The sequence below is a fragment of the Idiomarina sp. A28L genome (assembly GCF_000218785.1).
Lineage (GTDB): Bacteria > Pseudomonadota > Gammaproteobacteria > Enterobacterales > Alteromonadaceae > Aliidiomarina.
In genome coordinates, this window is sequence record NZ_AFPO01000013.1 from 111,007 (window position 1) to 134,237 (window position 23,231).

Here is a 23,231-nt window from a genome sequence, read left to right on the forward strand (position 1 = left end):
CACTCTGAAAACATTCATAATAAGTTTGTGATGAACGAACTGAAACTAACCATCATTGGCGATACCGCATTGCTGCTAAAAGAATATCTAGGATACCTAACTAACCATGAGTAAAGCTCTTGATGGCCACCGCGCCCGTAAACGTTTTGGCCAAAACTTCTTACAAGATGAAATGGTGATCGATGCCATTGTAGAAGCCATTGCGCCAAAGCCTGGCGAACCTATTGTTGAAATCGGCCCCGGTTTAGCTGCGCTCACCCGCCCAGTAGCAGAGCGCGCTGGCCATTTGCATGTAGTAGAACTCGATCGTGATCTTGCAAGCCGCCTAGAAACAGCAACCGAATTTTCAGGTAAGCTTACCGTTCACCGTGCCGATGCGCTAAAGTTTGATTTTGGTAACCTTTCGCGTGAGCTAGGTAAAGAGCTTCGAGTGTTTGGCAACTTACCTTACAATATATCCACGCCGCTGATATTTCATTTATTAAGCCAGTTAGATACTATTTCTGATATGCATTTTATGCTGCAAAAGGAAGTGGTTGCGCGAATGGCTGCGGCACCAGGAAGCAAAGCTTTTGGCCGCTTAACGGTAATGATTCAACAAGCTTGTAAGGTGATTCCTGTTATTGAGGTACCACCCGAAGCGTTCGATCCTGCACCGAAAGTAGATTCTGCTGTAGTTCGTTTAGAGCCTTATAGTGAATCACCGTGGCCAGTGCTTGATAGAGCAACGTTGAACCATGTATGCCACATGGCATTTCATCAACGACGAAAAACCATGCGCAACAACATGAAAAAATTGATGTCTGCTGAAGAATTGGAGAGTATCAATATCGATCCTACAGTACGCCCAGAAACGCTAGCAGTTGAAGATTTTGTGCGCATGGCAAATTGGATTACGGAGAACGATCGAACGATATGAGCACTTATGAAGTAAGCATTCAGGTTGAAACTGAGTACCTTGAAGATCAATCAATGCCAGAAAAAGAGCAATTTGTTTTTTCTTACACTATCACTATTACCAACACCGGCGATGGTGCGGTAAAACTGTTAAATCGAAAATGGACAGTTACCGATGCCAATGGCAACACTACAGAAGTAGTTGGGGAAGGCGTAGTTGGCAAAAAGCCCCATATTCAACCTGGAAAATCGTTTACCTACACAAGTGGTACAGTGTTGAAAACACCGTTAGGCCGCATGGAAGGAAGCTATGGGATGGTTGATGATAACGGCCAATTTTGGGATCTTCCAATTCCAGTATTCACTCTCGCCCAACCCAACATTCTTCACTAGGCTATTACCATGGCGCGTTACGTAATCGGTGATATTCATGGTTGTTTAAAGCCATTACAGAACTTGCTCAAGAAGGTTGATTTCAACAGCAAAAGCGATGAACTTTGGGCCGTTGGCGATTTAATTGGGCGCGGCCCAGAAGCCCAAGGAACTCTCGAATTCCTTGCCGAACTAGGGGGTTCGTTCCGGTGTGTTCTGGGCAATCATGATTTACATGCGTTAGCAGTACTTTGCCAACTGCGAAAAGCTAACCCAAAAGACCGTACAGCCGATTTAGCCAAATCTGTAGATCGCGATCTCTGGATAAATTGGCTGCGCAAACAACCCTTGTTGTTAGCCGACGCATCCCAATCATTAGTGATCACCCACGCAGGAATTCACCCGGATTGGAGTGTTGATGAAGCAGCACTATATGCTGATGAGGTAGCCCTCTGTTTGCAAAGCCGCAACTTTGTGCAATTCCTCGATAAAATGTACGGCAACGAACCCGCATTATGGCGCTCAGATTTAAGTGGTCATGAACGCACACGCTTTATTGTTAATGTATTTACCCGAATGCGCTATGTAACCGATACCCATGCACTCGAATTTAACGAAAAGCAGCACCCCGATAATGTAGCGCCGGAACTAAAATTGCAGCCTTGGTTTAACGCACGGAAAGTATCGCCGTGGCGTATAGCATTTGGCCACTGGGCAAGCTTAATGGGCGATACAAAACGTAGCGATATTATTGGCCTTGATACCGGTTGTGTGTGGGGTGAAAACCTTACCGTTTGGGAGCCTGAAAGCAATAAAAAAATCAGCGTTACCGGCTGGCAACGCTGATTCTCAGTGTGAAATCCCAAACCAAAATTTTAAGCTAGGGTTATGCGCGCAAATTTGCGTTTACCTACTTGATATACGGCTGTACCTACAGCACAGGTAAAGCGTGCATCTTCTGCTTTCTCACCATCAATACGCACGGCATTTTGTTTCACCATTCGCATTGCTTCAGAAGTAGAAACCACAAGCCCAGCTTCTTTAAGCACATTCGCTAGCCCCCGCTGCTCTGCCGTTAATTTCAGCTCGATTTCTGGCATATCATCAGGAATCGCATTTTTCTGGAAGCGCTGAATAAAATCCTGCTCGGCAGCTTCTGCATCGGCTTCGCTATGGAAACGAGCAATCAATTCTTTGGCTAATGCCACTTTCGCATCACGCGGGTTACCACCAGCAGCAATACTCTCTTTTAATTCCGTTAAATCGCTATCGCTGCGGAAACTGAGAAGTTCAAAGTATTTCCACATCAGATCATCCGAAACCGACATGATTTTGCCAAACATATCATTCGGAGCATCGGTAATACCCACATAATTACCCAGCGATTTCGACATTTTTTGCACGCCATCAAGGCCTTCAAGCAATGGCACCGTAATTACGGTTTGTGGGCGCTGCCCTTCTTCTTTTTGTAGCTCACGGCCCATCAACAAATTAAAGCGCTGATCTGTACCACCCATCTCAATATCAGCCTTCAGTGCAACCGAATCCCAACCTTGCACTAGTGGGTAAAGAAATTCATGAATAGCAATGGGCTGGCCGCCCTGATAGCGCTTTTTAAAATCATCACGCTCAAGCATTCTTGCTACGGTTTGCCGTGAAGCTAACTTTATAAGCCCTGCTGCACCGAGTTCGTTCATCCATTCACTGTTGAAACGAACCTCAGTTTTCTCTGGGTCTAGTATTTTAAATACTTGTTCTTTATAGGTTTCTGCATTCGCCAACACATCTTCGCGGCTTAACGGTTTACGGGTAACATTCTTTCCCGTAGGGTCGCCAATCATGCCGGTAAAATCGCCAATCAAAAATACTACTTTATGGCCAAGCTCTTGGAAAATTCGTAGTTTATTAATGAGAACGGTGTGCCCAAGATGCAAATCAGGCGCGGTTGGATCAAAACCAGCCTTCACTGTAAGTTGCCGATTTTCTGCCAACTTATCTTTAAGCTCTTGTTCTACCAACACTTCATCAACACCTCGGGTAATCAACGCGAGGGCTTCTGCTACCGATATAGTCATCTTTACTCCAATTCACTACCTGGCTACTGAACTTTTTTCTAATCTGGCATTCTACTTGATTCAGCGCTACCTTTTAAGCACGTTGTTTCTGCTTGTGCAAAGAAAATGATATGATGTCCTGCAGAGTGCGAAAACAAAGTAGAATATGCGCTGTTTTTTTACTCAAAAAAATAAAGTACAAGTGAAGTACAGAGGGCCCAACCTATGGTTAAACCAATCCAAGAATTTCTGCGGCATATGCCAAAACGCCATCAGGTGATTATTGCCAGCGTAAGCATTTTGTTGCTATTACTATTGGTGTGGCCATCAGAAAAAGCTAGTGCCTCACGCGACATGGCCAAATATGAGCAACTCGAGCCAGGAGTGCGTTATGATCTAGCCTTGCAACTAGGCAGTTCTTACGCACCTGTTGCGAGCGATATGGATTACACGTGGGTAGATTATGAAATTCGATCGGGCGATAACATGGCGCGCATCTTCCAGCGTTTGGGTTTCAGCGCCCGCCAATTACATGATCTAACCCAAGCTGAAGATGCCAATATTCTGCGCCGAATTCACCCTGGCGATACGTTACGTTTTGCCAAAGGCGCCAACAACGATCTAATAGCACTACATTACCGCCTCAGTGAAACCGATACCCTTATTATAGAAAAAACAGAATCAGGCAGTTACCAAAGTAACCGAGAAGCAAAGCCTACCGATATTCGCATTGCTTTTGCACATGCCGAAATCACCAGCAACTTTTGGAATGCCGGCGTTCAAGCTGGGCTTTCACAAGGGCAAATTATGAGCCTAGCTGAGCTTTTCGGTTGGGATGTAGATTTTGCTCTCGATATTCGCCGAGGCGACCAGTTCAGTGTGTTATTTGAAGAACGCTACATTGATGGCCAATATGTAGGAACAGGCCAAATAGTTGCCGCCGAGTTTATTAACCAAGGTGAGGTGTTTCGCGCCATATTGCACGAGAATGGCAACTATTACACCGATGCTGGCCGCAGCATGCGTAAAACTTTCTTGCGCGCTCCAGTAGCATTTAACCGTGTTTCTTCTGAATTTAACCCGCGCCGCTTACATCCCGTTACCGGCCGAGTTGCACCCCACCGCGGCATTGATTACGCCGCGCCAACCGGAACGCCAGTAATGTCTTCAGGTGATGGCCGCGTGGTGGCAAGTGCATATGATAACCTCAATGGCCATTATATCTTTGTGCAACATGGCGAGCGCTACATGACCAAATACCTACACCTCAGCCGCCGGCAGGTGAACGTAGGAGATCGTGTACGCCAAGGCCAAGTAATCGGCCGCGTTGGCGCTACTGGGCGGGTAACAGGCGCACATTTGCACTATGAATTTTTAGTTGATGGTGTGCACCGTAATCCGCGTACCGTAAACTTGCCACAAGCCGAAGCCCTAGCCGCAGCCGAAATGCCAGTGTTTGAAGCTATAGCCTCAGAGCAGTTAGCCATGATCGAAGGCCGTAAACGCTTCTATTTGGCAATGGTTGATTAATGAGCGCTGAACGCTTCATTGGCGTTCTTTCGGGAACAAGCCTAGATGCGCTCGATTTGGCGCTCGTGCATATCAATAAGAGCGGAACGATAAGCCAACTCGATGCGCTCAATTGGAAACTTCCCGAATCCCTGCAACAACAATGCCATGATCTTTGCACTCCCGGCGCAAATGAGCTTGTGCGATATGGCATTGCTGATCGGTTGTTTGCGGAAACCGTAGCCGAGGGTGTGCATACTTTATTGGCGAAAAACAAACTCACTGCAGCAGATATTCGAGCTATTGGCAGCCATGGCCAAACGGTTCGCCATCATCCTGATGCTAACCCTGCATTTACTCTACAACTCGGGTGTCCGCACACAATTTCAGCGCTTACCGGCATTGCCGTAGTTGGCCAGTTTCGGCAAAAAGATATCGCTCTTGGGGGCGAAGGCGCTCCACTTGCGCCAGCCCTGCACCAGAAAATATTTCAGGTAGCTGAAGAACAACGCATTATTGCCAATATTGGTGGTATCGCCAATATTACCTATCTTCCTGCATCTGAATCGGAGCCCGTAATAGGCTTTGATACAGGCCCTGGCAACACCTTAATGGATTACTGGGTACAAAAGCACTTGCAGCACGATTACGATGCAAACGGCGATTGGGCAGCTTCTGGTATATCAGATCAATCACTTCTGGCATTGATGCAAAGCGATCCTTATTTCCAAAAGTTACCCCCAAAAAGTACAGGTAGAGAGTACTTTACGCCAGCATGGCTGCAACAAGCATTGCAACAGCACGCAGAAGCAGGGGCAACACCTACAGCGCCAGAAAATATACAAGCAACATTGTTAGAATTAACGGCAATAACCTTAACCGATGCCATCAACGCCATACCAAACCCAAATTCTGTGCCTAAGCGCTCGGTGTACGTATGTGGCGGCGGTGCGCACAACCAAGCATTAACAGAGCGTTGCCGAACACTGCTACCCAATGTTAGTTGGCAAACCACCGAGGCTATTGGCGTGCACCCAGATTGGGTAGAAGCCGTGCTATTTGCATGGCTTGCTTGGGCCCATGTTCATGGCGTGGCTCCCGATCTAACCAAGGTAACAGGTGCCAAACGTGCTACTGTATTGGGCGCTTACATTCCTGCCAGTTAGTTTGAATGGCAGTAGATTAAAAAAGGCGGCTAATCGAAATTCGATGAGCCGCCTTTTTTGTAGCTTCAGTATTGTTAGAAAGCCTGCACGATTATTTTAGCTTTTCAAAAGCATCGCGAGTTAAGTTTTCTGTACCATCAGCGGTTACTCGCACGCTATCTTCAATGCGAACACCACCGAATGGGCGTAACTCAGAAACCCGGTTCCAGTTAAAATCTTCGTTGCCTTCAAATGGCTCAAGCAATTGATCAACAACATAAATACCTGGCTCAATAGTAAATACTTGATCAACCTCTACATCACGAAGCAAACGTAGGAACGGGTGCTCAGCATTGCGTTCAAAGGAATCACCATTGGTATTCTTTAAGAACCCACCCACATCATGCACCTGCAGCCCAATAAAATGCCCTAAGCCATGAGGGAAGAAAGCACGGGTATAGCCACGCTCATAAATAGTTTCGGCATCTACTTTAAAGAAGCCAAATTCAGCAAGGATCTTTGCAATTCTCTTGTGCATGCTTACATGCAAATCAAGGTATGAAATACCTGGCTTTATTTCACCAATAATCGCTTGCTCGGCGGCATCTACTGCTTCTACCAACTCCGCATAAAAGCCGTCTTTTGCCGCGTAGCTTCGGGTGATATCAGCACAATAACCATTGTAATATGCGCCCGCATCAATCAAAAATGAGCGATGCTCGGTTGGTGCTTCTGTTTCGTATACATCATAGTGCAACACGGCACCGTGCTCATTCAACGCCACAATACTGTTATATGGAACTTCAGTTTCCCGAAACTTCATTGCCGCTAAATAAGCTTGGTTAATTTCCAGCTCTGATTTACCTGCAAAAAATGCATCGCGCGCCGCATTGTGGCCTCGGGCAGCAATTAGGTTTGCTTTGCGCATGTTAATTAATTCACACTCGCTTTTAACCGCACGTTGATAATGCAGGTGATCAATTAGCTTTTGTGGGTTATGCGCTGCAACCGGCCATTCATTCATCGGTGCGAAATCTTCGCCAATAAACGCAGTTGTGGCTAACTCATCGGCCAACTTCGAGCGAACGGTGGCAATATTATCAACTAGCACTACATCGCAAGCCTCTTTCCATTGCCCAGGAGGCAACTGTGGCTGTGCATGCCAAAAATCACGTGCTTGAAAAAGAAAAACGAGTGGTTTGCCACCTTTGCGGTAAAAAATGAAACTCTTTGGATTCTCAGTAACGGGTATCCAGTATTTGAAAAATGGATTTACCCGAAAAGGGTAAGCATTATCATCGAGGAATGCTACTCGCGGCTGGCCAGCATATATCAACACGCTTTCGAACCCATTTGCTTCTAGTGCTTCATCAAACCGCTCTTTCACTTGCTCTAAGTGTTTTAAATAATGGCTCATAGAATCCTCATCGGTGGCCGCTTTCATAATGAACAAGAAAGCCTAATGCTCTGTTAGTGTTGTTACTTGAAAAAAATAGAAGCTTTACTGATGTATCGTATATAACGCCTTAGCTACAACCAAACAGAATGGCTCAAGTAACCTTTAATTCAATACAGCGCTAAACAAAAAATAGTTGCCCATTGTAACAAAATTTGGTGCGTTTCAAAAACCTAGCAACCAAATCAGGCAAATAACGGGTGAATAGTATGCAGAGTTAAATTTGTGGAAGGCGCTCGCGAACGGCGCGAATTATTGGAGAGTTGTGATATCCGGTGGTTTCGGCCCATTCCAGAATGGAATCGCCATTTTCATTTTCTTCAAGAATCATCCGTGCCGGTAAACTACGAGTGAGTAACATGCCAGTGTCTGTAGCTTCAGCAATTACTGCGAATTGCAGAAGTGAATAGCCATTGCATTTGATTGCAGTGTACATATTGCGAATCCGTAAACCATTGCGATCTAAGATATTCTGAAATTCACGGCGATTATCCGCGCTAATACTGTAGCAAATTTCTTTAGCAACACTTTCACCACCGAAGCTTTGAACCGGCCGAGAAGCGGGTGCTGATGTAAAGCCAAAAGAATCTAAATTAAGGGTATCGGCACTACTATCAGCATGGCTTGGAATGCTTGCGAAATAAGCTGCGATGAATATTAACCATCGAGTCATAATATTTCCTTTGATCTTTGGCAATGCTGGTTATCGCGAATGAATCGGAAGCCATTTTTTCCCTTCAGTAAGCAAAACGCAAGTAGTTTAATGTAGTTAATTTGTTAAAAATCAGTGTATTGTATTACATCGATTATGAGATATGACTGAGCTGCAAGCCCTTATCTATAGTAAAACGCCAGTGCAGGAGGGGATTGCTGGCGTGTACAAATTTTCAACAGAGCTATGCAGGGAGGATTATAAACTTTATACAGAAAAGGATGAGCCACAACCACATGTAGTAGTTGCGTTTGGATTATTCACGAAAAAACGAGCTCCTTGCAAACCTTCCTCGTAATCAACAACACCACCTACTAAATATTGTAGGCTCATTGGATCTACTACTAGGGTAACGCCCTCTTTCTGAATTTCCATATCGCCCGGGTTCACTTTTTCATCAAAAGTGAACCCATACTGAAACCCAGAGCACCCGCCGCCGGTAACGAATACACGTAACTTAAGGGCTGGATTTTCTTCTTCGGAGATTAACGTTCGCACACGGATAGCCGCAGATTCAGAAAATTCAATCGGCATCGCTTGTTCTACTGCACTCATTAACCATACTCCACAGAAGGTTTCACAAAATAACACTGCTATTGTCGCTCATGGCGCCTGCACGATCAATGATACTCGGCTTTCTCAATAGAATTACCGGTCATTTCCGCCTTTACTACCTTGATTGGCATCGTCTAATATTGTTTCGGTTTCAAATAACTGCCGCCATTGGTAGGTGCGCTCGGTTTGCCGGCCCTGCCGAGAACGAACCTGAACATGCAAGGTTTCTGGCGCAAAGCCTTCAGGTAAGTTAAAGCTGCCCTCAGTAAGCGAAAAATAACTCATCACAAATTGCGTAGCGCCTTCATCAATGCCTGCCAGAGCAAGAAGGTTATATTCTTTCCGTTGTTCTTGCTCAAAACCCCGCAGCGTAAGCGTAATCGAGCCCTGGGCTAATTGTTCAATGCGCTCCATCTGTAGCAAAATCAAGCGAAAATAGTAGCTATTTTCGGCTGGCAATGAAGTTACTGAAAGAGAATCAATGGTAATGCCATCGGCATCAAGCTCTGGCGCCATTACACGTTGGTAAAATGCCAGATCTCTGCGGTTTGCCGCGTTTTCTTCTTGAGTTTGCCGCAACTCATTTTGTAACGCCTGCGTTGCTGCTCTTTCAACATCTAACTCAACCTGCAAAATATTAATGCGGTATTCTAGCCTATCTACCCGTTGATGCAGTGTTGCTCTCTGGTTTTCCAATAGTAGATTTTGTTGTTCAAGATGTATGAGGCGAATGTTTCCCACTAAGTAGCCCGCAACTACAAGTAACGCAGCTAACAACACGTAAAGTAGGAGCTGTGTTTTCCTGTAATTTGAGCCAAGGCGGCTATTACTGCCGTTTGTCATTATCTACTTCCTACTGTTTACACAATGCTTGTGGTAAATTATTAGCCATCTTACGTTACTCGAAATTAATCATACAGCCATTTGCGTAAGCGAAGCTCTAGAAACGAGCGATTACCGAAAAAAGCACGCACGACAACAGCTAAAGGCGATAACACCAATATGAACGAGTTCCTTATTTTTCAATGGTTTAAAGCACTACACTTGATTTTTATGGTAGCTTGGTTTGCCGGCATTTTCTACTTGCCGCGGCTGTTCGTATATCATGCAGAATCAACCGAACCAAAAGTACACGCCCAGCTCAAAATCATGGAGCGCCGGTTACTCTATTTCGTAACCCCTTTCATGGTGCTTACACTGATTTTCGGCTTTGGCATGCTATATATTTATGGCTTAGATTGGTTAAGAATAAGCAGTTGGATGCACATCAAGCTAGTATTGGTATTTATATTAGTAATTTATCACATCTATTGCTTCTCCTTAGTGCGAGATTTTCGCAATGATAACGTAAAGCGCTCAGGCCGTTGGTTTCGTTGGTTCAACGAAATGCCAGTTATTGTTCTATTTGTGATTATCATTTTGGCAGTATTAAAACCCTGAACAAAGCACAGCCAACGTTCCGCTAACGTTGGCTTTCTGCTATGCTACAGCCCCAACAACCTATTACGTTGGAACCGCACACGATGATGAAGTTTACCGGCGCAAACATACTTTCCGTTGACCAGTTCAACCGCGATGCGATTGAGCATGTTTTTCGAATTGCTGATCTCATGGAGCCATATGCCCATAGGCGCAAACGAACGCGTGTTCTTGATGGCGCTATTCTCGGAAATTTATTTTTCGAACCTTCTACTCGCACTCGGGTAAGCTTTGGCACCGCATTCAATTTATTAGGTGGCGAAGTGCGTGAAACCACCGGAATGGAAAGCTCGGCGTTAGCCAAAGGTGAATCGCTGTACGATACTGCAAGAGTGCTATCAAGCTACAGTGATGTAATAGCCATGCGCCACCCAAAATCAGGTGCCGTAGCGGAATTTGCCGAGGGTAGCCGGGTTCCTGTGATCAATGGCGGTGATGGGGCAAATGAACACCCCACACAAGCACTGCTTGATTTATACACCATTGAGAAAGAACTCGCCCACCATGGCAGCACCATTGATGGCATGCATCTTTGCATCGTAGGTGATCTCAAATACGGCCGTACCGTACATTCATTATCCAAACTACTGTGTATGTTTAAGCAGGTGCAAATAACCTTGGTATCACCACCCGAGTTAGCCATGCCAACTAACATTGTAGATTTACTGGAAAACGCTGGGCACAAGGTTACCCAAGTGGGCGAGCTTTCCGGTTCTATGGATGCCGATATTGTTTACCAAACGCGTATTCAGCAAGAGCGTTTTACCAATCTTGATGAAGCCGAGCAATATCGCGGTAGGTTCCGCCTTAACAGCGAAATTTACACCAAGCATTACAAACCCAACACCGTAATTATGCATCCGCTGCCGCGCGATTCGCGAGCGGAAGCTAATGAGCTCGATAATGATTTGAATCAAAACCCAAACCTAGCGATATTTCGCCAGGCCGATAACGGGGTTCTGATTCGTATGGCACTTTTTGCCGCAACACTGGGTGTTGAACACCTTGTGAGCCGCTATGATACCGATGTTATTTGGTACAGCGATAAAGCTAATAGTTAAGAGGTTTTTCCATGTCCCGTTCTGAAGATTTGTTTGCTCAAGCCCAACTTTCTATTCCTGGTGGTGTAAATTCACCCGTTCGCGCGTTTAACGGCGTTGGTGGAACGCCGATATTTATCGAGCGCGCCCAAGGTGCTTATTTGTTTGATGTTGATGGTAATCGCTATATTGATTATATCGGCTCATGGGGCCCCATGATTCTTGGCCATAACCACCCAGAAATTCGTGATGCGGCGATTGAAGCAGCTGAGCGTGGATTAAGTTTCGGTACGCCAACAGCCAGCGAAATCACTATGGCTGAGAAAGTAATTTCCATAGTGCCCTCGATTGAAAAAGTACGCATGGTGAACTCGGGCACCGAAGCCACCATGAGCGCCATTCGCTTAGCGCGTGGCTACACTGGCCGCGATAAGATTTTAAAATTTGAAGGTTGTTATCACGGCCATGCTGATTCTTTATTAGTAAAAGCTGGGTCAGGTGCACTCACTTTAGGCGTGCCAAATTCACCGGGTATTCCCGAAGATTTTGCCAAGCACACACTTACCGTGAGCTTTAACAATCTAGAAGAAGTTCGCCAAGTATTTGCTGATTTAGGCGAGCAAATTGCGTGTATTATCGTAGAACCAGTAGCTGGCAACATGAACTTAATTCTACCTGAGCCAGGCTTCCTAGAGGGCCTGCGCGAAGTGTGCGATGAATATGGTGCCGTGCTTATTTTTGATGAGGTAATGACCGGCTTCCGTGTTTCACGTGGTGGCGCTCAAGAATTCTTCAATGTGAAACCAGATCTTACCTGCCTTGGTAAAGTAATCGGTGGTGGCATGCCAGTTGGTGCTTTCGGTGGTAAACGTGAGATTATGGATTACATAGCACCCGTTGGCCCGGTTTATCAAGCGGGTACACTTTCGGGTAACCCGGTAGCAATGGCAGCAGGTTTAGCCTCGTTAAACTTGCTCAATTCAAGTGCGCTATATCAACAACTTGCAGGCCGTGTAACGGAGTTAACATCTGGTTTGCAAGAACTTGCTGATGCCAAAGGCATTCCATTCACCACCGCACAAGCTGGCGGCATGTTTGGTTTCTTCTTTACCGATGCTAAGAAAGTGAGTACTTACGAACAAGCTACTAAATGCAACATGGAGCACTTCCGCACTTTCTATCATGAAATGCTGAAACGCGGTGTTTATTTGGCTCCAAGCGCCTATGAAGCAGGGTTTATGAGCTTGGCTCACACGGAAACCGATATCGAAGAAACCTTGCAGGTTGCCGAACACGCATTTAACTTACTGTAATATTGCATTACAGTTAATCACTTAAATTACGCCCCAAGGTTAACCTTATGGTCTAGCTGCTATATGGAAGATTACACTGACGGGGCGTTCATTTTTTTCTCTGCTTTTCTGGAGCACGAGTTCAGGTTGTAATTGGAGTATCTATGCAAAATAAACGTTCTCAAGAGCCACTGTATATCCCTCACGCAGGTCCGTCTCTGCTCGAGACACCGTTACTGAATAAGGGAAGTGCTTTTAGCCGCGAGGAACGTGTTGCATTTAACCTCACCGGATTACTTCCGCCTCGTTATGAAACCATTGAGGAGCAAGTGAGCCGAGCCTACATGCAGTATCAAAGTTTTGATACTGCACTGAACAAACACATTTATTTGCGTGCCATTCAAGATAACAACGAAACTATGTTTCATCGCTTGATTGCCTCACACCTTGAAGAAATGATGCCCATCATTTACACCCCAACGGTGGGTGATGCCTGTGAGAAGTTTTCTGATATCTATCGCAGCTCGCGTGGCTTATTTATCTCGTACGCCGAACGCGAACAAATGAATGATATTCTTCGCAATGCCACCAAACGAAACGTGAAGGTAATTGTAGTTACCGATGGTGAACGTATCTTAGGTTTAGGCGATCAGGGCATTGGCGGCATGGGTATCCCTATCGGCAAGCTATCACTATACACTGCCTGTGGTGGTATTAGCCCAGCCTATACCTTACCCGTAATGCTGGATGTAGGTACCAACAATGAGAAATTACTGAACGACCCCATGTATATGGGAGCTCGGCATAAACGTATTACCGGTAAAGAGTACGATGATTTCGTAGATACATTTATCCAAGCTGTTAAGCGCCGCTGGCCAACTGCCATGATTCAGTTTGAAGATTTCGCCCAACAAACCGCTATGCCAATTTTAAAGCGCTACCAAGATGAAGTTTGTTGCTTCAACGATGATATTCAAGGCACAGCCGCAGTAACTGCGGGAACCTTGCTAGCAGCCTGCAAAACGAAAGGACAAAAGCTTTCGCAACAAAAAATTGTATTTGTGGGTTCTGGCTCTGCTGGTTGCGGTATTGCTGAGCACATTATTTCGCACATGCAAGCTGAGGGTATAAGCCGTGAGGAGGCTAAAGCGCGCATCTTCATGGTAGATCGTTTTGGTTTGCTTACCGAAGGCATGAGCGATTTACGCGATTTCCAAGAAGAGCTCGCGCAAAGCCAAAAAGCGCTGGCTGATTGGACATATAGCGGCGAATACGCCTCTTTACTCGATGTTATGCATTGTGCACAGCCTACGGTATTAATCGGTGTTTCTGGCCAACCTGGTTTGTTTACTGAACAAGTTATTCACGCCATGCAGCAATACACACCAGAACCCATCATTTTTCCGCTATCGAACCCTTCAAGTAGAGTGGAAGCGAACCCTGCAGATGTTATTCGCTGGACACACGGCAAAGCTATTGTGGCAACCGGCAGCCCGTTTGCCCCGGTGCAGTATGAAGGTAAAACTTATCCAATTGCCCAGTGTAATAACAGCTATATCTTTCCTGGTATTGGGTTAGGTGTATTAGCAGTAAAAGCAAACCGCATCACCGAAGAAATGCTCATGGCTGCCTGCCGCACACTCGCCGACGCATCGCCGCTAGCAAACGGCGCTTCTGCCCACCTATTGCCGGCTATTACCGAGATTTCAGCGTTAAGCAAACGTATCGCCTTTGCTGTAGGTAAGGTGGCGCAAGAACAAGGCCATGCTTTGGAAATTACCGATGAAATGTTAGAACAACGAATTACCGGTAACTACTGGAAAGCTGATTATCGCGATTATAAACGAGTAAGTATTTAATTACTCAGCGCCCACTTCGCTAATCATCATTTGAAAAAATCCGCCGCCACCAACTCTGTGGCGGCTCATCTTCGTTTTCTTCATTCTTTTCTGGCTGGCAATCTGCTACCTCAACACCGCCGATAATACCTGGCATTTGCATTGTATCTGGGCAATTATCCCCAACCGGCAGGCCCGTTTCGCTATCCCAAGAACGCATCCCTACAGCAGCTGGAAAGCTTAAATTTAAAGGTGCTATTAGTATGCTCTGCCAAAAATTAGTAGCCAGTGGTAAAGCACCGCGGCTGCCAGTTAACCCTATAGGTTGATTATCATCTCGGCCAAGCCAAACCGTTAGAACATGGCGATCATCAAATGAAACAAACCAACTATCGCGCAACTCATTAGTGGAGCCGGTTTTTCCACCAACAGGAGCGTTAATATGCTGGCCCAGCGCTCGCCCGGTGCCATGCTCAACTACGCCATAAGAAGCATAACGTGCCAAATAGGCAGCTTCTGGGCGAAAGCCTGCTCGCGGTTTACGTTCATCAAGGTAAACCAAATCACCGCGGTGGGTGGTTACTCCAGCAATTGCGCTTAACCGGTAACCGTTTCCGTTATTGGCCAAGTAGCCATACAACTCACTTACTTGCACTGGGCTTAAATTAATAGTGCCTAACGCCAATGAAGGGTATGCGTGGATAGCGCCAGTAGCTCCCATAGCATAAAGCCGATCACGTATTTTCGCTGGTGTTATCGCCAACGCCGTTTGAACTGCGGGAATATTGCGTGAATCTATCCAGCTTTGATAAAGAGAAACACGCCCTTTAAATTCATTATCAAAATTACTCGGTTGCCATTCGCGCCCGCGTTCATCACGAACACTCAATTCTTCATCAATAAGAATTGAGGCAAGTGAAAACTGGTTTTCATCTTCTAGCGCCAGCGCGTATACAAACGGTTTCATGAGCGAACCTATCGGCCGCCGAGCCTGAAATGCTCTATTAAAGCCACCTTGCACAGGCATTCGGCCGCCAACGAGCGCACGTATCGTACCCGCGCGATAATCGGTAACTATAGCTGCAGCTTGCACCTCTAAATCAGGCAACAATTCCATACGATCCATAACTGCTTTTTCGGTAACACTTTGCAACCACGGATCAAAATAAGTAAATACCCGTAATCCTGTTTCTTGCCATGCTTTTCCCGGCACCAGCTCACGTAATTCACGCTGCACATAATCCACGTAATCAGGCCGCGCTCTCGCTACTAGCCGATTACTCGCACGCGTTACTACCGGCGCCTCTAGAGCTGCCAAATATTGCGGTTGGTTTATTAAATCATCGCTGTACATTAAACGAAGCACCAAATCACGGCGATCCGCCGCCGTTTCTGGATTTCGATAAGGGTTATATAACGAGGGGCCTTTTACCATTCCTACCAGCATTGCAATTTCAGCCGGCGTTAAATCTTCCGGCGATTTTCCATAAAAATAGCGGCTGGCTAATCCCACACCGTGTATTGCATGGCCACCATCTTGGCCATAAAACACCTCGTTAAAATAGGCTTCGAGAATTTCATCTTTACTAAAGCGGAAATCGAGCACTAACGCCATTAACGCTTCGTTCACCTTGCGAGAAATGGTTTGTGCGCGGCTTAAATACATATTCTTAACTAACTGCTGGGTGATTGTACTGCCACCCTGAACAGTTCGCCCTGCCGCTAAATTAGCCATCGCCGCTCGGGCAATAGCCGAAGGTTTCACACCATAGTGATGATAGAAATCTTGATCTTCTACCAACAACAGCGTTTGTTGCATCAAAACCGGAATCTGCTCAAGCCCAACTAATAAGCGATCTTCGTTGTTATCAGAAGCAAAGCGGCCAATGAGTTGTGGCTCTAATCGAAGATGGCTGATTGATGTTTGCTCTGGCCAACTTTCAATGCCTACCAAACGGTGGCTTTGGTCAAAGCGCAAACGTGCACGAATACCGGGCTCGAATTGGTCGGGGAAGTTAAACGCACGGCGAAACAGCAGAATATCATTGCCCTGCTGTTGAAATTCACCTGGGTTTCGAGCATAACGGCTTTCGCGATAATCGAGAGCACGAAATTCCCGAATAATTTGTTCCCGCGTGATTAGTTCATTGCTATCTAACAATAGCGCCCTGCTGTATAGCAATGCCGGAGCTTCGTAGCGCGCGTCGGAAAAACGCTTGGTCAACATAGAATCAAGGTAAATAAGATAAAAAGCAGTAGCTACTACACCGAGAAAGGCGAGTTTCCACAGCAAAGCAAAAAACCGTTGCAGCCAAGGGTTTTTCTGGGATTTTATTCCTACTTGCTTGCTTTTTTTCTGCTGCTTCTTGGCCATTAAATTCCCACTTCGTACGCTAATAATTAATCGCTATGTCGCCCTAAAGCTCGCTTGGTTAAATGCGTAGCTTTTGCATTCACTGGATCATCAGGCCATGGATGTTTTGGATATCGCCCGCGCATCTCTTTACGAACATGCACATAACCATTTTGCCAAAACGAGGCTAAATCACTAGTCTTATGCAACGGCCTACCCGCAGGTGAGAGCAAATCAAAGCTCAGGGTAATTCGGCCTTGCGCAACTTTGGGCGATGCGGGTGTACCAAACACTTCCTGTAATTTTAATGCCACAATGGCAGTGCCATCACTACGATACTCAATAGTATGCGTTCGCCCACTTGGTGCTTCCCATTCTACCGGTAATAGCTCGGCTAATTGCGTTTCACCACGATACTCTGTTTGCATGGCAAAATATTGCTTCAAAGCCGACAACGGGTTCCATTGCAATGCTTGTTGCCGGGTTTTAAATTGTTTTACATCGTGCGCCGCCCAATCCGGCATACGTTCTAATAATTGTTCTGGCTGCCATGCTTGCACCGGAAAGCCAAGCAAATCAGCCGCAAGTTGCACTCGTGTTAGCCATTGCTCGAGCTTATTGTTCATAGTATTTTCAGTAAACAACAATTGGCCACGTTCTCGAAGCACAGCCAACATGGCGGCTACGTGTTGCTGTTCGGAAACTTCGTTTGGTGATACTCGCTCTGAGAATATCAAAGCTCCCAAACGGCGTTGCTCTACTAACTGTAATCGGCCTTGCGCACCCACCCACTGAGAGCCCTCTCGGGCTTCAACACGTTTTTCTATCCAGAACTCTAAAACTCGTTTAGGTAGAGCTAAGGCTTGCCAAATAATGCCTTCCGCTCGCTCTTCCTGCAAACTAACCTGATTTACTATCAACCATTGCCCTTTTCCAGCTGAATGGTGTTCGGTTACCGCCAGCTGCATAGCCACACCTGTTGCCATTTGATAGCGGGAATTATTACTCGCGCCTTTAGCTAACCGCATAGGCATTGCCAGCAAGAGCAATAAGCCAAGAATATCGGTATCTGGAACTTGCATTGGTAATGCTATTTCTAGGCGCTGGCACCAATGCTGCAAACGCCGGTGGCTTTGCTTAAATTCCGCTGGCCGCGCCAGCCAATAGCTTATTACATCGGTTAACTCACCTGCCACGCGATGCTCATGAGCCTCTTGATGAGCAGCGATTAACGCCGCTGCTTCTCGTATTTTGTTCTGGATATTTTGCGCTTTTTGCTCGCTTTCTTGGGCTCGCAGGTCAATATTTTCAGCAAATAAATAATCCGTAAACAAAGCGAGTGCGTTGCTATCCTGAGCAAAAGTAAGCAGCATTGCTATTTCAACATCGGTGCCCAATGCCTGTACCCGCTGCCCTAACTGCGATAAGTGCGGAATCTCTTGCTCTAACGCTATGTTGTTCGAGCTAATATTGAGAAGCTTGGCTTCCGTTAACCATTCATTCGCTGCTGCTAAAGCCCCCGCAGGTGGCTGCGTAAACCAAGCCAACGCCGAAGGGCTGCTTCCCCAAGCCGCGGCTTCGAGCACCACGCTGCGCAAATCTTCGGTTTCTAACGCAGGCTTGCTATAAGCTGCAAAGCTTTGATTCATGCTTTCTGGCCATAATCGAAAGCACTGGCCAGGCCCAGTTCTTCCCGCACGCCCTGCCCGCTGAGTAGCCGATGCGCTGGCGATATAACGTGTTTGCAGCTGAGTAAACTGGTATTTCGGTAAGTATTTCGCCTGCCTTTCACGGCCGCTGTCCACCACCACATCGATATCTGGAATAGTTAAGCTGGTTTCCGCCACATTGGTGGCCAACACTAACTTAATGTCACTACCGAGTAATGGCTTTAGTGCCCGCTGTTGCTCCTTCAATGTTAAGCCGCCATAGAGTTCAAAACATTGCACTGATGGCGGTAACTGCAGCGCCGCACGTAAACGCCTTATCTCGCGCTGGCCGGGTAAGAACACTAATACGCCTTGCTGCGCGCTCTTCAATGCTTCCATTACCACCGCAGGCAGCGCTTGTTGCCAATCCACATTTTGCCGAGGAGGCCGATAATGCAACTGAATAGGATATTGCCGCCCTTCACTACTCAACACTGCCACCGCTAAATCGCGGCTACGCAGCCACTTAGCCAAAGCTTCGGCGGGCAAAGTAGCCGACATCACTAAAAGTTGCAGCGATTCATTGAGCTCCCGCGCTTCCAGCGCCAATGCTAAGCCCAAATCACATTGTAAATTGCGCTCATGGAACTCATCAAAAATAATCAGCGCTATATTTTTGAGTTCAGGATCTTGTTGAATAATTCGCGTGAGCATACCATCGGTAACCACTAGCAAGCCGGTTTTTGCAGAATTCTTACGCTCTCCCCGCACCCAATACCCTACTCGCTCTCCTACCGGTTCATTCAGTTGTTCCGCAAGAAAATGCGCAATGCTCACCGCAGCCACCCGGCGTGGTTGCACTAAGATAATGAGTTTGTGGGGTTTAGCAGAAGCGTAGCGCTCGCTGGTAAGCAAGGTAAGTGGAATAACGGTTGATTTGCCGGCACCCGGTGGTGCTTCTAAAACAACAATCTGCTCCGTTAGAGCTTGCTGAAGCGCTGGCAATAACGCGGTTACGGGTAAGGTGTCTGTTGTCATGTACCGCTACTTTCAAATGCAGAAGATAGATAAAAAGCAACTAGCTGGCAGCTTGCCCACTAGTTGCTCATTTTCAACACATACAAACACTATTACTCGGCGGTATTAAGAATGCGCGCGATATTGCGCACACCAATTCCGGTAGCGCCAGCAGCCCACAAGCCATTTGCATTGCTGTGATAGGCTGCTGCCAAATCAAAGTGCAACCAACCTGCACCTTTATTCGGCGCAAAGCGCAACAAGAAACCAGCAGCGTTACTTGCACCACCAGCACCACCACCTTTTATAGGTTTACTATTTGCAGTATCGGCAAAAGCCGAAGGGCAATTTTCTTGGTGCCAAGGTGTTAAAGGTAAGCGCCAGAGTGGTTCAGCTTCAGCTTTTGCTGCCTGCAAGGCAAAATCAGCAAACTGTTCATCAACACTAAATAGCGCATTGTATTCCGTGCCTACCGCTACTTGTGCAGCACCCGTTAACGTTGCGGCATCAATAATTTTCTTAGCGCCCAATTCGCCTGCACGCAATAAACCATCAGCCAACACTAAACGGCCTTCGGCATCCGTGTTTACAATTTCAACAGAAACACCATTCTTGTATGTAATAATATCGCCGTTTTTATAGGCTGTACCATCAATCATATTTTCAGCACAACAAAGTAGTAACTGCACACGCTTATTTAAACCATTCTTGATGGCCAATAGTAGTGCCGCTGAAACGGTTGCTGCGCCACCCATATCGCACTTCATGGCAACCATGCCTTCATTGCTCTTTATGCTGTAGCCACCAGTATCGAAGGTGATTCCTTTGCCAATAAGGGCAAAATCAATCGGCGCTTCAGGGTCGCCCGTTGGATTGTAATCAAGCTCCAACAGCACAGGCTTACGTACACTCGCGCGGCCAACCGTGTGAATACCGAAACGGCCCTCTTGCAACAAATCATCACCTACTATCATGCGGTATTTAATGTGCTTACCGCCAGCCTGAGCCAATTTCTCTACAACACGTTCGCTCAATTCTTCAGGGTAAATTTCCGAAGATGGTAAGTTAACTAGTTCACGGCTCCAACGCACAGCATCGGTAATAGCTTGCAATTGCGGCTTATCCGCTTCTAAAAACTCAACGTGGTTGGTGTTCTGCGTATCGGTGAAACCTTGTGCTAAAGCCCATTGCCGATCAACGCTCCAACCATCGCCGCTAGGTGCAATGGCGTTGATACCTAACTGATCAAGTTTACGCCCTGCTTGCTGAATGCTACGCAGTAATAATTCTTCTTCACCTTGTAATACAATATGCATACCGGTATCGGTAAGATAGCAGCGGCTGTTGCCCCGGTAATTTTCTGGGGCTGGGGTTTTAGTTAAATGAACTTGTACTGCACTAGACATAATAATGTTCTCCGCGTATGTTGCCATCTTTTGGAAATTGAGGGATTCGGGTATCAGGTTACATCATCTGATTTTCAAAACCCTACTCTCAAAATGAAAGTATAAATCTCAAGGGATACTGTAACGGGAAACCTACCACTGATGCAATTTGATCCACCGCTACAGCGCGCTATTCTACACCGCCGTTACAAACGTTTCTTGGCTGATGTAGAAATTGAGAGCGGCGAAGTTGTTACTATCCACTGCCCAAACACCGGAGCAATGACAGGTTGTGCTGAACCTGGTAGTGAAGTTTGGTACAGCACCAGCGCGAACCCCAAGCGCAAATACCCACATACGTGGGAGTTAACCCATAGCCAAGATAAACATTGGATTTGCGTGAACACGGGCCAAGCGAACTATTTGGTGGCAGATGCCATCGAAAAAAAGCTTATTCCACAATTTGCGGGCTACAGTAAATTACAACGAGAAGTTAAATACGCAGAAAATAGCAGGATTGATATCAAGCTCTCCGGTGAAAATAAGCCGGATACCTATGTAGAGATAAAATCCGTAACATTGCTTAGCGAAGGCCAAGGGTATTTTCCTGATGCGGTATCTGCTCGGGGTAAAAAGCATTTACACGCATTAATGCAAATGAAAACTGAAGGGCACAGAGCCGTATTAGTATATGCAGTGTTACATTCAGGGATCCATTCTGTGCTTCCGGCTGTACACATTGATCCCGAATATGTAGAACTAGTAGCGCAAGCGAAAGCCGCTGGGGTAGAGGTTCTCGAGGTTAATTTTCAGTTAAGTAATACAAAAATAACTTGCAGCGGCAGTTATTTGCAGAAATAAACTTGAAAATAGAAAACCCAACCACAATTAACTGGCTCGGCGATTAAATTGCACGCCCTATTTTTTTCTGATATACATGCCCATCGTTTTTACGAAGTGGGCTTAATTTTAGGAAGGTATCGCCTCCTGGAGGATATAAAATATGTCTGATGCGGCTAAGGAAAAGAAAGCGCATGGGGTTCTTGCACAGGCGGAATTAGCGCCATACCAAGCAAAAGATGGCGAAGAGTATATGAGTGATGCTCAACGTGGGCATTTTCGCCGCATTCTGGAAACTTGGCGAGCGCAACTTCGCGCTGAAGTAGACCGCACTGTTGGTCACTTAAAGGAAGAAGCATCAAACTACGCCGATCCAGTAGATCGTGCGGCCCAAGAAGAAGAATTCGCAATTGAATTGCGTACGCGCGATCGTGAACGCAAATTAATTAAGAAAATTGAAAAAACTTTAGAACTAATTGAGCGTAACGATTTTGGTTACTGTGAATCTTGCGGTGTTGAGATTGGTATTCGCCGTTTAGAAGCGCGGCCAACGGCTGATCTGTGCATCGATTGTAAAAGCTTGGCTGAGATTCGCGAAAAACAAATGCGCGGCTCTTAATGCCACATGGCAATAAATACTGCGAATAAACCTAAGCAACACCCAATAGGTTCAAGCGGCCACAATACCTCGCAACAGCGAGAGTATCGTGGCCGTTTTGCTCCCAGCCCCTCCGGCCCACTACATGCAGGCTCTTTAGTTGCCGCATTAGGTAGTTACCTTGATGCCCGGGCGCACCAAGGCTCATGGCTTGTACGCATAGAAGATATCGATCCTCCCCGCGAAATTGCTGGTGCTGCGAATGCCATATTAGAGCAACTCGAAGCGCATGGTTTGTATTGGGATGAAAGCGTAAGCTGGCAAAGCGAAAACAGTGAACGCTACCTCGATTGGTTGCAGCAATTAAGCGCAGAAGGGCTTTGCTATTATTGCACTTGTTCACGAGCCGAAATTAAAGCCCGCGGCGAGCACTACGATGGTTACTGCCGAAAGTTACATCGCGAAGCGAATAACGCCTCGGTCCGTCTTATTAATAACAACCCAATATTCGAACTTCATGATCGCTGGCATGGGCAAGTGCACTTAGCTAAACCTCAAGCGCAAGAAGATTTTATTCTACGCCGCCGCGATGGCCTCTGGGCTTATCAACTTGCGGTAGTAAGCGATGATTACGCCAGTGGCATAACGGATATTGTACGGGGCGAAGATCTGTTACACGCCTCTGGTTGGCAACTTACTTTGTGGCAGCAATTGAATCAGCTAAATCAGCAACGCGCACATCAAAAGCCAACACCTCGCCTTGCTCACTTACCCTTAGTCATCGGCCCTGATGGCCGGAAATTAAGTAAACAAAATCATGCGCCCGCAATATTAAATCAGAACGCTAAAGATAACTTAATGGCCGCAGCTCAAGCTTTGGGTTTAGACCTTCCGAACAGCAAAGATTTTGATTCAATTCACTCATATTTAGCCGCTGCTACGGAATCTTGGCAGCAAAACAGGCTAAATACAGCAAACTAGCCGAAGAAGCGTGGTTGAATACGTAGCCCCTCTGGGAAAATTAGGTTAAAATTGCTGGC

Annotated in this window: 20 protein-coding genes; 12 read left to right on the forward strand and 8 right to left on the reverse strand. The window is 46.3% G+C overall.

Annotated elements, in window-relative coordinates; all coding sequences use genetic code 11:
• The first annotated feature begins 106 nt into the window (after nucleotides 1-106).
• The 3 genes from rsmA to A28LD_RS06425 are packed head-to-tail and all read left to right on the forward strand — an operon-like array spanning nucleotide 107 to nucleotide 2,115.
• On the forward strand, nucleotides 107-919 hold the full coding sequence (rsmA, locus tag A28LD_RS06415) for a 16S rRNA (adenine(1518)-N(6)/adenine(1519)-N(6))-dimethyltransferase RsmA (protein ID WP_007420262.1): 813 nt from the start codon (nucleotides 107-109) through the stop codon (nucleotides 917-919).
• The gene (gene apaG / locus A28LD_RS06420; RefSeq protein ID WP_007420263.1) at nucleotides 916-1,290 is read left to right on the forward strand and encodes a Co2+/Mg2+ efflux protein ApaG; all 375 of its coding nucleotides are present in this window, start codon (nucleotides 916-918) and stop codon (nucleotides 1,288-1,290) included. Before rsmA ends, apaG begins: the two co-directional genes overlap by 4 nt.
• 9 nt (nucleotides 1,291-1,299) lie before the next feature.
• Nucleotides 1,300-2,115, forward strand: a complete 816-nt coding sequence (locus A28LD_RS06425; protein ID WP_007420264.1) for a symmetrical bis(5'-nucleosyl)-tetraphosphatase — start codon at nucleotides 1,300-1,302, stop codon at nucleotides 2,113-2,115.
• A 29-nt stretch (nucleotides 2,116-2,144) separates the two neighbouring features.
• On the opposite strand, the gene tyrS is transcribed toward A28LD_RS06425, so the two are convergent.
• Nucleotides 2,145-3,344 (reverse strand): tyrosine--tRNA ligase, encoded by a 1,200-nt coding sequence (gene tyrS, locus A28LD_RS06430; protein WP_007420265.1) that lies wholly within the window; start codon nucleotides 3,342-3,344, stop codon nucleotides 2,145-2,147.
• Between the two features lie 204 nt (nucleotides 3,345-3,548).
• Between tyrS and A28LD_RS06435 the strand changes: the two genes are divergently transcribed.
• Complete coding sequence (locus A28LD_RS06435) at nucleotides 3,549-4,853, forward strand: peptidoglycan DD-metalloendopeptidase family protein (protein WP_007420266.1); 1,305 nt, start codon at nucleotides 3,549-3,551, stop codon at nucleotides 4,851-4,853.
• Nucleotides 4,853-5,998, forward strand: coding sequence for an anhydro-N-acetylmuramic acid kinase (locus tag A28LD_RS06440; protein WP_007420267.1), 1,146 nt, complete (start codon nucleotides 4,853-4,855; stop codon nucleotides 5,996-5,998). Before A28LD_RS06435 ends, A28LD_RS06440 begins: the two co-directional genes overlap by 1 nt.
• A 91-nt stretch (nucleotides 5,999-6,089) precedes the next feature.
• Here the strand turns inward: A28LD_RS06440 and pepQ are convergent, their stop codons facing one another.
• From pepQ to A28LD_RS06460, 4 genes are all read right to left on the reverse strand, one after another.
• Nucleotides 6,090-7,394, reverse strand: a complete 1,305-nt coding sequence (gene pepQ / locus A28LD_RS06445; protein ID WP_007420268.1) for a Xaa-Pro dipeptidase — start codon at nucleotides 7,392-7,394, stop codon at nucleotides 6,090-6,092.
• A gap of 256 nt (nucleotides 7,395-7,650) precedes the next feature.
• The gene (locus A28LD_RS06450; protein WP_007420269.1) at nucleotides 7,651-8,106 is read right to left on the reverse strand and encodes a DUF3718 domain-containing protein; all 456 of its coding nucleotides are present in this window, start codon (nucleotides 8,104-8,106) and stop codon (nucleotides 7,651-7,653) included.
• 246 nt (nucleotides 8,107-8,352) lie between these two features.
• Entirely contained in the window at nucleotides 8,353-8,700 is a 348-nt protein-coding gene (gene erpA / locus A28LD_RS06455) for an iron-sulfur cluster insertion protein ErpA (RefSeq protein WP_007420270.1), read from the reverse strand.
• 93 nt (nucleotides 8,701-8,793) lie between these two features.
• Nucleotides 8,794-9,543, reverse strand: a complete 750-nt coding sequence (locus A28LD_RS06460) for a DUF6776 family protein (RefSeq protein ID WP_007420271.1) — start codon at nucleotides 9,541-9,543, stop codon at nucleotides 8,794-8,796.
• A gap of 159 nt (nucleotides 9,544-9,702) precedes the next feature.
• Here A28LD_RS06460 and hemJ point away from each other — a divergent pair, with 159 nt between their 5' ends.
• From hemJ to A28LD_RS06480, 4 genes are all read left to right on the forward strand, one after another.
• Nucleotides 9,703-10,140 (forward strand): protoporphyrinogen oxidase HemJ, encoded by a 438-nt coding sequence (gene hemJ, locus A28LD_RS06465; protein ID WP_007420272.1) that lies wholly within the window; start codon nucleotides 9,703-9,705, stop codon nucleotides 10,138-10,140.
• A gap of 86 nt (nucleotides 10,141-10,226) precedes the next feature.
• Nucleotides 10,227-11,240: an aspartate carbamoyltransferase gene (locus A28LD_RS06470; RefSeq protein WP_040487125.1), complete on the forward strand. Its 1,014-nt coding sequence runs from the start codon at nucleotides 10,227-10,229 to the stop codon at nucleotides 11,238-11,240.
• Between the two features lie 11 nt (nucleotides 11,241-11,251).
• The gene (gene hemL / locus A28LD_RS06475; protein ID WP_007420274.1) at nucleotides 11,252-12,532 is read left to right on the forward strand and encodes a glutamate-1-semialdehyde 2,1-aminomutase; all 1,281 of its coding nucleotides are present in this window, start codon (nucleotides 11,252-11,254) and stop codon (nucleotides 12,530-12,532) included.
• Nucleotides 12,533-12,675: 143 nt separating this feature from the next.
• Entirely contained in the window at nucleotides 12,676-14,370 is a 1,695-nt protein-coding gene (locus tag A28LD_RS06480) for an NAD-dependent malic enzyme (protein ID WP_007420275.1), read from the forward strand.
• A 19-nt stretch (nucleotides 14,371-14,389) separates the two neighbouring features.
• Here the strand turns inward: A28LD_RS06480 and mrcB are convergent, their stop codons facing one another.
• From mrcB to pepB, 3 genes are all read right to left on the reverse strand, one after another.
• Nucleotides 14,390-16,723 carry a penicillin-binding protein 1B gene (mrcB, locus tag A28LD_RS06485; protein ID WP_007420276.1) on the reverse strand — a complete coding sequence of 778 codons (2,334 nt, stop codon included), beginning with the start codon at nucleotides 16,721-16,723 and terminating at the stop codon, nucleotides 14,390-14,392.
• A gap of 26 nt (nucleotides 16,724-16,749) precedes the next feature.
• On the reverse strand, nucleotides 16,750-19,389 hold the full coding sequence (hrpB, locus tag A28LD_RS06490; RefSeq protein ID WP_007420277.1) for an ATP-dependent helicase HrpB: 2,640 nt from the start codon (nucleotides 19,387-19,389) through the stop codon (nucleotides 16,750-16,752).
• A 92-nt stretch (nucleotides 19,390-19,481) separates the two neighbouring features.
• Nucleotides 19,482-20,774: an aminopeptidase PepB gene (gene pepB, locus A28LD_RS06495; RefSeq protein ID WP_007420278.1), complete on the reverse strand. Its 1,293-nt coding sequence runs from the start codon at nucleotides 20,772-20,774 to the stop codon at nucleotides 19,482-19,484.
• Nucleotides 20,775-20,915: 141 nt separating this feature from the next.
• On the opposite strand from pepB, the gene sfsA reads away from it, so the two are divergent.
• The 3 genes from sfsA to gluQRS all read left to right on the forward strand — a co-directional run bounded on the left by sfsA (nucleotide 20,916) and on the right by gluQRS (nucleotide 23,172).
• Complete coding sequence (sfsA, locus tag A28LD_RS06500) at nucleotides 20,916-21,614, forward strand: DNA/RNA nuclease SfsA (RefSeq protein WP_007420279.1); 699 nt, start codon at nucleotides 20,916-20,918, stop codon at nucleotides 21,612-21,614.
• Nucleotides 21,615-21,756: 142 nt separating this feature from the next.
• The gene (dksA, locus tag A28LD_RS06505) at nucleotides 21,757-22,212 is read left to right on the forward strand and encodes an RNA polymerase-binding protein DksA (protein WP_007420280.1); all 456 of its coding nucleotides are present in this window, start codon (nucleotides 21,757-21,759) and stop codon (nucleotides 22,210-22,212) included.
• Nucleotides 22,213-22,218: 6 nt separating this feature from the next.
• Entirely contained in the window at nucleotides 22,219-23,172 is a 954-nt protein-coding gene (gene gluQRS / locus A28LD_RS06510; protein ID WP_007420281.1) for a tRNA glutamyl-Q(34) synthetase GluQRS, read from the forward strand.
• The last annotated feature ends 59 nt before the right edge of the window (nucleotides 23,173-23,231 follow it).